At 41.6% G+C, this 11677-nt stretch carries 11 protein-coding genes, 3 tRNA genes and 1 pseudogene; 6 read left to right on the top strand and 9 right to left on the bottom strand.

All coding sequences use genetic code 11. From position 1 onward, the window contains the following. The 5 genes from OIZ54_RS20105 to nudE form a co-directional block, all read right to left on the bottom strand. Positions 1 to 73, bottom strand: a tRNA-Met gene (locus OIZ54_RS20105). A 181-nt stretch (positions 74 to 254) separates the two neighbouring features. Beyond that, positions 255 to 331 (bottom strand) — tRNA-Met (locus OIZ54_RS20100). A 78-nt stretch (positions 332 to 409) separates the two neighbouring features. Next, a tRNA-Met gene (locus OIZ54_RS20095) sits at positions 410 to 486 on the bottom strand. 148 nt (positions 487 to 634) lie between these two features. After that, entirely contained in the window at positions 635 to 1426 is a 792-nt protein-coding gene (cysQ, locus tag OIZ54_RS20090; protein WP_004588670.1) for a 3'(2'),5'-bisphosphate nucleotidase CysQ, read from the bottom strand. Then, the gene (gene nudE / locus OIZ54_RS20085) at positions 1419 to 1991 is read right to left on the bottom strand and encodes an ADP compounds hydrolase NudE (RefSeq protein WP_029772216.1); all 573 of its coding nucleotides are present in this window, start codon (positions 1989 to 1991) and stop codon (positions 1419 to 1421) included. The genes cysQ and nudE overlap by 8 nt, the downstream gene beginning before the upstream one ends. A 62-nt stretch (positions 1992 to 2053) precedes the next feature. Here nudE and yrfG point away from each other — a divergent pair, with 62 nt between their 5' ends. Next, positions 2054 to 2701 (top strand): GMP/IMP nucleotidase, encoded by a 648-nt coding sequence (yrfG, locus tag OIZ54_RS20080; protein ID WP_004588668.1) that lies wholly within the window; start codon positions 2054 to 2056, stop codon positions 2699 to 2701. Between the two features lie 8 nt (positions 2702 to 2709). Here yrfG and OIZ54_RS20075 read toward each other — a convergent pair whose 3' ends face one another. Beyond that, a complete protein-coding gene (locus OIZ54_RS20075) occupies positions 2710 to 3333 on the bottom strand; it encodes a dUTP diphosphatase (protein WP_004588667.1) in 624 nt (207 codons plus the stop codon). Between the two features lie 105 nt (positions 3334 to 3438). Between OIZ54_RS20075 and OIZ54_RS20070 the strand changes: the two genes are divergently transcribed. Next, on the top strand, positions 3439 to 4083 hold the full coding sequence (locus OIZ54_RS20070) for a peroxiredoxin-like family protein (protein WP_264391141.1): 645 nt from the start codon (positions 3439 to 3441) through the stop codon (positions 4081 to 4083). Between the two features lie 130 nt (positions 4084 to 4213). Here OIZ54_RS20070 and OIZ54_RS20065 read toward each other — a convergent pair whose 3' ends face one another. Beyond that, positions 4214 to 4582, bottom strand: a complete 369-nt coding sequence (locus tag OIZ54_RS20065) for a YacL family protein (protein WP_054983969.1) — start codon at positions 4580 to 4582, stop codon at positions 4214 to 4216. Positions 4583 to 4695: 113 nt separating this feature from the next. Then, positions 4696 to 4920 (bottom strand): hypothetical protein, encoded by a 225-nt coding sequence (locus OIZ54_RS20060; RefSeq protein ID WP_004588664.1) that lies wholly within the window; start codon positions 4918 to 4920, stop codon positions 4696 to 4698. Positions 4921 to 5231: 311 nt separating this feature from the next. On the opposite strand from OIZ54_RS20060, the gene uvrD reads away from it, so the two are divergent. The 3 genes from uvrD to OIZ54_RS20045 are packed head-to-tail and all read left to right on the top strand — an operon-like array spanning position 5232 to position 10342. Then, positions 5232 to 7397, top strand: coding sequence for a DNA helicase II (gene uvrD / locus OIZ54_RS20055; RefSeq protein ID WP_024031969.1), 2166 nt, complete (start codon positions 5232 to 5234; stop codon positions 7395 to 7397). Further along, complete coding sequence (locus tag OIZ54_RS20050; RefSeq protein ID WP_264391138.1) at positions 7375 to 9435, top strand: GNAT family N-acetyltransferase; 2061 nt, start codon at positions 7375 to 7377, stop codon at positions 9433 to 9435. The genes uvrD and OIZ54_RS20050 overlap by 23 nt, the downstream gene beginning before the upstream one ends. A gap of 58 nt (positions 9436 to 9493) precedes the next feature. Further along, positions 9494 to 10342 carry a chemotaxis protein gene (locus tag OIZ54_RS20045; RefSeq protein WP_121636814.1) on the top strand — a complete coding sequence of 283 codons (849 nt, stop codon included), beginning with the start codon at positions 9494 to 9496 and terminating at the stop codon, positions 10340 to 10342. Positions 10343 to 10391: 49 nt separating this feature from the next. On the opposite strand, the gene OIZ54_RS20040 is transcribed toward OIZ54_RS20045, so the two are convergent. Then, positions 10392 to 11048: an NAD(P)H-dependent oxidoreductase gene (locus OIZ54_RS20040; protein ID WP_024031966.1), complete on the bottom strand. Its 657-nt coding sequence runs from the start codon at positions 11046 to 11048 to the stop codon at positions 10392 to 10394. 134 nt (positions 11049 to 11182) lie between these two features. Here OIZ54_RS20040 and OIZ54_RS20350 point away from each other — a divergent pair. Next, positions 11183 to 11281 (top strand): annotated as a pseudogene (locus tag OIZ54_RS20350) (sugar O-acetyltransferase); the annotation flags it as partial. Positions 11282 to 11677: the final 396 nt, after the last annotated feature.

Genomic DNA, 11677 nt, shown 5'->3' with positions numbered 1-11677 from the left:
TGCGGGAGCCGGATTTGAACCGACGACCTTCGGGTTATGAGCCCGACGAGCTACCAGGCTGCTCCATCCCGCGCCTGAAATATGTATACTTATTTAGCGTTGCTTACATTACAACGTGGCTGCCAACTTCCTAAAGGAAATTGGTTGCGGGAGCCGAATTTAAAGCGACTACCTTTGCGGCTAATGAAGAGCTGAGACCGACAAGCTTTTCTTTAACTAACATTTTACAGTAACCTCAAACCCCTGAAGGAAATTGGTTGCGGGAGCCGGATTTGAACCGACGACCTTCGGGTTATGAGCCCGACGAGCTACCAGGCTGCTCCATCCCGCGCCTGTATATTTTAAGTCTATCGACTACTTAATTTAATCTCTTAAGTAAGAGTTTACAGTAACCAAGCTTTTAAAAAATTGGTTGCGGGAGCCGGATTTGAACCGACGACCTTCGGGTTATGAGCCCGACGAGCTACCAGGCTGCTCCATCCCGCGCCTGTAATTTCTTTGAAATAGTTTCGTGTTAATAACGAGCCTGTTTCGAAGAGAGCGCTATAATATAGGAATAAACTTATATTGCAAGGCTTTAACTAGTTAATTGTGTTCAACCGAACAAAAAGCAATCAACAAGCACTATAAATAGCTATCTCTGGTGTGGGCTTATCATTTTTTGAAACTCCCAATCTGGGTGTCCCATTACAATAAAGTCAGGGTTTTCAGTACTCTCACGCTGGTTATAAGTAAGCGGATTAAACTCTGCATCGGTTATACACCCACCCGCTTCTTCTACAATAACTTGTGACGCGCCGGTATCCCACTCGCCTGTAGGACCAATTCGTAAAAAGCAGTCGGCTTTGCCCTCGGCAACTATACATGCTTTTAGCGAGCACGAGCCTACTGCAATAGTGGCAAACTGCGTATTTAAATACTGACTGACCGCTTCAATTTTTTGTCTACGACTTACTGCCAACGTTAGGTTATCGGGTGTTGCTACCGACATTTTTGTGTCGCTACCATTTTCTCGTTTAAATGCACCCTGATTAGCAGTAGCAAAGTAAGTGATCCCTTTTGCTGGCCAATGAATCACACCTAAAACGGGGTGATTATTTTCAATAAGTGCAATATTAACGGCAAAGTCACCACTTTCTAAAATAAACTCGCCAGTGCCATCCATCGGATCTAATAACCAATAGCGTTGCCAGTTCTTTCTTTGGGCAAGTGCCGGAATAGGCGTTTCTTCCGACATGATAGGAATGTCGGGCGCAAGCGCTTTTAAGCCAGCAACAAGCACATCGTTAGACGCTAAGTCTGCTTTTGTAACAGGCGTAGAGTCTGATTTTTCTTGCTGGCCAATATCGTCTTTTTTATAAATAGCCATAATGGCATCGCCTGCACTTTGTGCAAGTTCAATACAAGGCTCTAGTAATTTATTCATTTGCAGCTCCAGACGCTAAATACTTATTTAATAATAGCAAAGCGGCAACACTGCGAGCTTCGGTAAAATCGTCTTGCTCTAATAATGACTGCCAATCTGTTAATGGCCACTTAACAACCACTAAAGGTTCGGGCTCATCACCTTCTAACGTTTGCGGATATAGTTGCTTAGCAAATAAAATATGCATGGTCGCGTTAAAGTAACTTGGCGCCATTGATACTACTTTTAGTGGCTCAAAAAATTCAGCACCAAAACCCACTTCTTCTTTAAGCTCTCTGTTTGCAGCTTGCTGTGGTGTTTCGCCTGGGTCTATCAAGCCTTTAGGAAAGCCTAATTGGTAGTCGTTTGTGCCCGCGCAATATTCACGTACCAGTAGCATTTCGTTATCTGCAGTTATTGGTACAATCATTACAGCCCCGCGGCCACCTCCACGTATGCGCTCATACTGGCGCTCTTCGTCATTAGAAAACTTAAGCTCTAACGATTCAACAGTAAATAAACGGCTTTTAGCAACTACATTGTTACTAATAATTTGAGGCGGAGTTGGGTGCTTTTTCTGTGTCATTGGCGTTATTTTGCTATCATGGCAGTTGTGCTTAATCATAAACTTTTCACAAGGAAAAGCCCATGCTAAATTGGTCAAAAATCGATACCGTTTTACTCGATATGGACGGAACATTACTCGATTTACATTTCGATAGTCACTTTTGGCTTAACGTTGTACCAGAGCAACTTGCGCTCACTCGCAATATTACCCTTGATGAAGCAAAAGCCGATATGCACAAACGCTATCAAGCGGTAAGTGGTCAAATACAGTGGTATTGCTTAGATTATTGGCAAGAGCAACTCAATTTACCAATAATGGAATTAAAACGCCAAACCCAGCACTTAATAAAAGTACGCGAAGATGTGCCCCACTTTTTAACTGAGTTAAAAAAGGCAGGTAAAGAGCTAATTCTTTTAACTAACGCCCACCCTGAAAACGTCATGCTTAAATTTGAACATACCGCGATAGATAATTATTTAGATGGCGTGGTGTCTACTCATCAATACGGAGTGAGTAAAGAGCAGCAAAGTTTATGGCATCAAGTACAAAAAGACTTAGGGTTTAATAAGCAGCGCACTTTGTTTGTTGATGATAGTGTGCCTGTTTTAAATGCTGCCCGAGAATACGGCATTGAACATTTACTTGCGGTGGCCAACCCAGATAGCCAGCAACCACATAATGTAATAGCCGATTACTTAAACGTAACCGACTACAGAAACATAATCTAGCAGCTAGATTATTGTTGCGGGTAACGCGCCACTAGGCCTTGATATACTAACTTTGCAAAGTCGGCATGTTCGGTATCAAGGCTTTTAACGACTTCGACTAAATGCTCGTTATCTTCTTGGCCATTCCATACTTTGATGTAGCTGCCATCTTTGTAGCCATGATCTTGGCGGAAAAAGTTTAACGTGTTTTTACCTACGTAACCGCGGTATAAATCGTCAATATCCATCCCTATTTGCGCCATACACCCTGCAAACGCGGCCGCGTTAAAGGTTTTATTTGCAACTGCTGAAGCTGCTAATATTTCAAGAGTTTGTTTAAAGTCATCTGCGGCCTGTGGTGCGCTAAGTTCTTGTTCTAGCTGCTTAGCTAACTCTTCGTAAGAGGTTGTTCCGTCAATTCTTAACGACAAACCAAAATGAAATATATCAACCAATTCTAGAATGACTTGCTCGGTGTCTGGGGTTTGTTTTTTCCACCACTTCCAACCGTAATGATCTAGCATTTCTGCACACTCTACCCAAATGGCTCTGTACCACTCAAAGCCTTGGCTAAACCATTGATCATGAACTTTAGTGTTCATGGCATTTTGCATTTCTAGCATTACTACTAGCTTATTTAAGTTGGCTGACATATCGTTTCCACTTGAGCTTTTAAATTACGCTTATGATACAGGCAAATAATAAAAAGTGCATTTTTGATCTATTATAAACAGCACATAAAAACAGGGCAGGAAATAATGATGAGTAAAGTGTTACTGCACACCTTGGCGACTATTGTAATGGCTGCTTTTTTAGTAACGAATGCGCAAGCAAGTACAGAAGGAATTGCTGCAGCCCCCGAGCAAGTATCACCATTATTACCGGGCTTAAGCGTGCCTAATATAACGCTAAAAGATCAACATGGTAATAATGTAGAGTTACAAAAGCGCTTTGCTGAAAAAACAACGGTGCTTATTATTTACCGCGGAGGTTGGTGTCCTTATTGCTCAAAGCAACTGGCTAATATACAAAAAATTGAGCAGCAGCTCGCTAATTTAAACGCGCAAATCATTGCAGTATCGCCAGATAGCCCAGAAAAACTAGCCCAAAGTAAAATAAGTTCGCCAAATTATTTACTGCTTTCAGATGATAGCCTAACCCTAGCAAAAGCCTTAGGTTTAGCTTATTTTTTAGATGATAAAACAGCCGCTATCTATCGCAATAAGCGCGGTGTTAACTTTGTTGATGCCCAAGGCAAAGTAAACGTCGCTTTACCTGTACCGGCTGTATTTGTAATTGATAAAAGCGGCGTTGTGTATTTTCAGTACGCAAACCCTAATTACAAAGTACGTTTAACAGAGGAGCTATTATTAGCTGGCGTTAAATCAATAGAAAATCAATAATCTGTAGATATATACCAATCGACTTAAATATTTAATCACTCTAGGGTGCTAAATAGAGCGCTATAAATGCCTAATAACTTTACACAATTGATATTACAAAAAAGGCCAACTAGGTTGGCCTTTTAAACATTTAACGCGAGCCACTAAACTCAGCCCACGACTCTATTAAATCTATAAAATCTTCAAAGCCACAACCACTCACTAGGCCATTTTCTTCAAGCATTAAGTCATCATCTTGATAGGCGACTAAATCTTCGCTGTCTTGGTGTAGAGCATGGGCTTCAAATAAGGCTTCGTCTTTAGAGAGTATTAAGTCTATCTCTTGGCCTTTTAACGTTATTGGCTCGTAACTTGTTTTTACCGAGCTAATAAGTGCTTGTACCATCGCGACTTTTTCTTTGCCAATTTCTTCGTTTAACCAGCGGCCAATTAGGGCATGCTCGCTGCTTATTTTAATGCGCAGCCCACTAATAGGGTCACGTATAAATTGATATTCCATAATTTTTACTTTTAAAACGCTAATGCACTAATTATACCCATAAATAGCCTTAAACACCGACCCTAAAACGCAAAATAGCGCCAATGGGCGCTATTAAATAGGTGACATAAAAGCTAACTTCGCGATCTAAAACGTGCAGCATCTATAATCGACCATAAATAAATAATAGGCACGAGTACGAAGCCTACTAATACATAAATAAGTGCGTAACTAATTATAATAGCTAGCGCAAAAAAGATAGCGGCTAAAATTCGCCCTTGTACCAATTGCCCTAAACCAGGAAAAAATATATTACACAACGCTGCAATAACATTACCGCCAGAACCTTGATCAGCCATACTCACCTCTGTAGTTAATTAATTTTAAGTTTTAGTTATTTACTTACTATCACACTTTATGCCAATTTATTAAAGCTTAAAAATCAAATAGTTAAATTACTACTAAATAACTGCTTTAGTATTTTTTACTAAATATAGGTCAATTTGATTATTTTTATTATTAATTATCGTTACTTAAGAGTACAAAAAAGCGACTAAGCGATTAGTTTTACAAGTATTTTTAGAATAGCTGTTCATAAAAACAGTATTTTATTTAGCCTAACAAAAACACCTGTTATACTGCCCTCATTATTGATTGAAAAGGCGTAACGATGGACGTTTCTGAATTACTCGATGGCTTAAATGACAAACAACGCGATGCCGTTGCAGCCCCACTACAAAACATGCTGGTATTAGCAGGTGCTGGTTCGGGTAAAACACGTGTTTTAGTTCATCGTATCGCGTGGTTAATGCAGGTTGAGCAAGCATCAGCCTATAGTATTTTTGCAGTTACTTTTACCAATAAAGCCGCTAAAGAAATGCGCACCCGTGTTGAAGAAACCTTAAAAGCCCCTGTCGGTGGTATGTGGATTGGTACTTTCCATGGTTTATCACACCGTATTTTGCGCGCTCATCACCGTGAAGCAAACCTGCCAGAAGCCTTTCAAATTTTAGACTCTGACGATCAACTAAGAATGATCAAGCGCTTATTAAAATCAATGAATATTGATGACAAAAAGTGGCCCGCCAAACAATTTGGCTGGTACATCAGTGCTAAAAAAGATGAAGCCCTGCGCCCTAAAGATATTCAAGCCTACGATATAAACGAGCAAATGATGCTACGTGTATATGCCGCCTATCAAGAGGCGTGTGACCGTGCAGGTTTAGTCGATTTTGCCGAAATACTGCTACGTAGCTACGAAGTACTTAAAAATAACCCTACGCTACTTCGCCATTACCAGCAGCGCTTTGCCCACATGCTGGTAGACGAGTTCCAAGATACCAATACCATTCAATACGCATGGTTAAAGCTACTTGCTGGTGATACACAAAGCATTATGATTGTAGGCGACGATGACCAAAGTATTTACGGTTGGCGCGGCGCTAAAATAGAAAACATTAAACGCTTTTTAACTGATTTTGACGCCGAGACTATTCGTCTTGAGCAAAACTACCGCTCAACCGCAACCATCCTAAAAGCATCTAATGCGCTAATTAAAAACAATTCAGAGCGCATGGGTAAAAGCCTTTGGACCGATGGTAACGAAGGCGAGCCTATATCAATTTATGCCGCCTTTAACGAGCTAGACGAAGCCCGCTTTGTAAGCAGCAAGCTACGCAGCTGGTTAAATGCTGGTAATGCGTTGCAAGACGCCGCTATTTTATACCGTAGTAACGCGCAATCTCGTGTACTCGAGGAAGCCATGCTTCAAGAAGGCTTAAAATACCGTATTTACGGTGGTATGCGATTCTTCGAACGTCAAGAAATTAAAGATGCGCTATCGTACTTACGATTGGTAGGAAACCGCCAAGATGACGCCGCATTTGAGCGTGTAATTAACACCCCTGCGCGCGGTATTGGCGATAAAACACTTAGCCATATACGCGACTGTGCGCGTGCTGAGTCTCTGCCTCTTTGGTACGCAGCTAAAGCAATTGTTGAACAACAACATTTATCGGGTCGTGCGGCAAGCGCTGTTACAAAATTTGTAGAGTTGGTAGAGCACATAGAAGATAAAATTAGCGACCTTACACTGCAAGAGCAAGCCAAATACGCTATTCAAACCTCTGGCCTTATGGCTATGTATCAAGCTGAAAAAGGCGAAAAAGGCCGAGCTCGCGTAGAAAACTTAGAAGAGCTTATCAGTGCCTGCGATCAGTATGAACTCCCCGAAGAAGAAGAGTTTAGCTCACCACTACAAGGCTTTTTAGCTTATACATCGCTTGAGTCTGGTGAAGGCCAAGCCGATGAACACGAAGACGCTGTGCAAATGATGACTCTTCACTCAGCTAAGGGCTTAGAGTTTCCACTTGTGTTTATGGTGGGCGTTGAAGAAGGCATGTTCCCATCGCAGCAAAGTAATGAAGAGTCAGGGCGCTTAGAAGAAGAACGCCGCCTTTGTTACGTGGGCATGACCCGTGCCATGGACAAACTTTACATAAGCCATGCCGAAAGCCGTCGTTTATACGGCCAAGAAAAGTACCATAGCCCATCGCGATTTTTACGCGAAATACCCGAAGATTGCGTAGAAGAAATTCGTATTAAAACACAGGTATCACGACCGCCTGCAGCAGGACGTTTTAGTGCATCAGTAAGCCATGCTGTATTTGAAGAAAGTGGTTTTAACTTAGGCCAACGTGTACTGCACGCTAAATTTGGTATTGGCACTGTGCTTAATTACGAAGGCAGCGGCGCGCAATCGCGTGTGCAAGTAAACTTTGATGACCTTGGTAGCAAATGGTTAGTAACCGCATATGCACGACTTCAAGCTGTATAAGCACTTTGTTGAGCAATTAACGCAGCAACTAACTGGCGCAAAGCATCGCCAGTTAGTGCTGATTACAGGCCAGCCTACGTGGTGCTATGAGCTATTAAGCGCGTTAACCCGTTCGGATGATGTAAAGTTACTTTCAAGCAGCCTTGCCAATGCAAGTTGGCCTGAGCATACTCATCAACTACTTGGGCAAGAGTTTCCTCATGCCGTTTATGATGGCTTTAGTGGCATTTACCCCGATAAACTCGCTGCATTAGCCGGCACCGTAAAAGCCGGCGGGCTTTTATTTTTATTACTGCCTGATTTACAACGTTTAGCCTCATGGCAAGACCCTGCGCTGCAAAGCGTGCAGTCTTATGGGTGTAGTAATCAGCAAAGCTATTTTAATTTACGTTTTTCTCGCCTTTTACAAACGCTACCTGCCATACACTTTGATGAACACACTGTCTTTAAACAGCCGCCGCTCAAAAGTAATGTAACAAATAAAATTGAGTATCAGGCGCAGCAGCAATGCGTTGAGCAAATAACTAAGGTGGCCACAGGACGTGCGAACAGGCCTTTAATTATTAATGCCGACAGAGGGCGAGGAAAATCAGCCGCGCTAGGTCTTGCAGCCGCAGCATTACATGATAAAAAAATCATTGTATGCGCAACACAATTTAGAGCCACCCATAGCTGTTTTAAGCATTTGGCTAAAACCTTACAGGTGGAATACAAGGCTCAGCAAAAACATTTAGCTAATTTACAATACATGGCGCCCGATGCACTGCTTAATCAGTTGCCGCCTTGTGATTTATTACTGGTCGATGAAGCCGCCGCAATACCTGTCCCACTACTGTTAACCATGTTAAAGCACTACCCGCGTATAGTCTTTGCAAGCACCTTGGTAGGTTACGAGGGAAATGGCCGAGGCTATACCATTCGCTTTACGCAACATATTAAAGCAAATTACAAAGCGGCAAAAATTGTAAACTTAGAAGAGCCTTTACGTTTTGCCAAGGGCGACCCTCTTGAGCAACATGTACGCACACTCTTTGCTTTAGATGCACAATATAACGAATACCCACCCGCTTTAAATAGCATTGAGCACGTTGAAGTCACTCAACAGCAACTCGTTGACAATGAGCCTTTACTGCAGCAAATAGTTGCGTTGCTAGCACTTGCCCATTACCAGAGCAGTGTTAACGATTTACGCCAATTACTTGATGCACCAGCGCAAAGGCTGTTTATTAGTAGATGCGACATGCATGTTGTGGGTGTGTGTTTAATAGCAGTTGAAGGCGGTATGGATGCAGAGCTAGCTGAGCAAGTAATCAGTGGTGAGCGCCGTCCACAAGGGCATTTAATGGCACAATCGCTCGCGCAATTAAGCGCACAGCCAAGCTATTTAACAAAACAAAGCGCACGCGTTATTCGTATAGCTGTTGCACCTAACCTGCACCAACAAGGCGTAGGTAAAGCATTGCTAGCGCATTGCCAGCACCAGCTAACACCCACCTGTAGTTATATAGGTGCAAGTTTTGGGGCTACAGCTGGGCTTTTACGTTTTTGGCAATCTCAGGGCTTTAGTGCGGTAAAGCTAGGTTATCAGCGAGATAAAAGCACGGGTGAGCACTCAGCCCTTGTTATTAAAGCATTAAACACATCCACGCAGGGCTTACATACCTTAGCTCAGCAATTTAAAAGTGATTTGTTTTATGGTTTATTAACGCACTTTAGCCAACTCGACAGTGAGTTAGTCAGTGAGCTAATAAGTAAATTTATCGATGAATCTAGCGTGCCCAGCCCACCTATAAACACTGCAATTAGTACAATAAATCGCTTTAATACCGCGCCAAAACTATGGTATTTATTTAACCACTCCCCATCCTGCCTAATGGCAACTAAAAGTGAAGATCGCCACTTGCTGATACAAATAGTATTACAAAACCACAGTAATGAGCAGCTAATCAAGCAACATTGCTTAAGTGGAAAAAAAGCATTAGAGCAACAATTTAAACTCGCAGTTAAGTCACTAATTAAAAAACCACACAACCTTTAAGCTATTTATCTATTTTGTTCTATCCTTAAAGCATTACAAGGCAATTAAAGATAAAGGTATGGAATTCATAAACTTTCAAGTGGGCTGTAAAACCATTTCACTTAAAATTCTCGATATTTTACTCACCGAGCGGTTTGATAATAACCTCACTACATTGCCAAATAACAATAAGAGCTTTATTGGAGTAAAAGACTACATGGAAACACCCACGCCGGTGTTCGACCTAGGTGTTATTTTAAATGGCAGCTCTACAGAGCAAAGTAATAAAAAAGCACTTAATGAGCTAAGAACCTGGCAAGCCTCGCTTAATGATTGGTTTAGCCAATTTGAAAAAAGCATCGCGCAACAGAGCCACGTAATAACAAACGATAAAACTCAGCTGCACAACATCGCCGTATTTTATAAAGAGTTTAAAACCGACAACAGTGACCTAAAAACTATCATAGAAAAACTTGATGAGCCTTTTCAAGCGCTAATAACAGCAACAGATCGCGCAGTTAGCGCTCATAACGAGCAAGACTATAAACAAGCCAGTAAATATTTAGCGAGTATAAAGCGCAACAGCTTTATGCAATTACAACGACTGTTTGATGCGGCAAAAGAGCAAATAACACTCGATTATAAACCTATTATTGTTTTTACTACTAAAGATGGGCTCAACCCGCATATCGGATTACTAGTAGATAAAGTAGAGGACAATATAGATTATAAAAAAGAAGACATTAAGCCACTCGATAAATTAACCGAAGTAGGCTTTGATATAGACCCGCAAACCAAAGGCATGATGCGAGGGCTAATAAAGTTAGCCGAAAAACACAGTGTTTTAATAGACCCTAGCGCAATATTTAGACCTGATCATTTAGCACAACAGGAAGACGAAGAAACACAAGCGTATGGTTTATTCTAAAAATAAAAAAGCCGAGAAGGCTCTCGGCTAATTAGCTTATAGCAACACGTTATACAGTAGCTATAATATCTTCAACAGGTAAACGCGCTTTAGGTTTGCCAAAGTTCCAATCTTCTTCTTCAACTGGGTAACCCATTGCAAGTGCCACTTCACAAATATGACCATCAAGCTCTTCGCTAAACTTCTCACCGATTAACTCTGGATCAACACCTTCCATAGGCGTAGATGCAATATTTAAACGCGCCAGTGTATGCATAATGTTACCCAGCGCTAGGTAAACTTGTGCTTTAGTCCAGCTGCCATTGTAGCCATTTTCATCCGTATTCATTTCAGCAAAAGCGTAGGCACCCATAAAGCTTTCACGCAGTTGCGCTGGTAAGTGACCAGAGCTCACTTCAACATCCACGCGTTTAACAAACTTCTCTTTAGTAAACTTAGGATCGTAAGCTAATAAAAGAGTATGCGATGCTTCTTTAGCGTGTAATTGATTAAACTGGTGCTTGTTAGCAAATGTATCGTGCAAACGCTGCTTAGCTTCATCACTTTCTACCAATACAAACTTCCAAGGTTGAGAGTTGATTGAAGAAGCAGACAAGCGAATAGCTTCTTTAATTACGTCAAGATCCGCCGATGAAATACGTTTGCTCGTATCGTATTTTTTAGCCGTGTAACGGTTATGTAAGTCTTTAATAATTTGATGAGACATGCTCTTCTCCCCTTTGGTAAGGTATGTAAATACAAGATGAGGCAAGTTTATAGGGTTTGCTATCAATTGATAATTAGCAAAATACTTAAAAGACTTTCTAAAAAAATTTGATAATAGTTCAAGCCCATACCCTTTGGGATAACAGTGTTATTGGTGCGGGATCTGTCGTTACGAAACATATAGAGGCGGATACTGTTGTTGCTGGTAATCCAACTCGTGAGATAAGAACACTATATTTACCATACAAAGATGTGCGGCGAGCGTTATCCGCGGGTTTCGTGATACTCAACCCACGCTACGGAGGTGGTGGAGACTGTGCGAATAATATCTGGAATGTATTTTTCACTTTTCTGCGGACGTAAAAAAGCCCGGCTCTTTCGAGTCGGGCTTTCTTGTATTTGGAGCCTGGCAATGTCGTAGTGCCCACAGCGGTAGAGAGTCACATAGCAAATACTACATTATCATTGTGTCTGGTCGGCCTTTCTTAGGGCTCGCCTTCGAGCTGTTACGTTTCTCTACTGAGTTCGCCTACTTATTAAATCCCAGACAACAAAAAACCCGTTACATCGCTGTAACGGGTTTCTCTTATTTGGAGCCTGGCAATGTCCTACTTTCACATAGCAAATGCT

This window comes from Pseudoalteromonas sp. A3 (assembly GCF_025942345.1).
In the GTDB taxonomy this organism is placed as follows: Bacteria; Pseudomonadota; Gammaproteobacteria; order Enterobacterales; family Alteromonadaceae; genus Pseudoalteromonas; species Pseudoalteromonas atlantica.
Note: the sequence above shows the minus strand (reverse complement) of the source record. Positions and strands in the feature narration are given on the sequence as shown.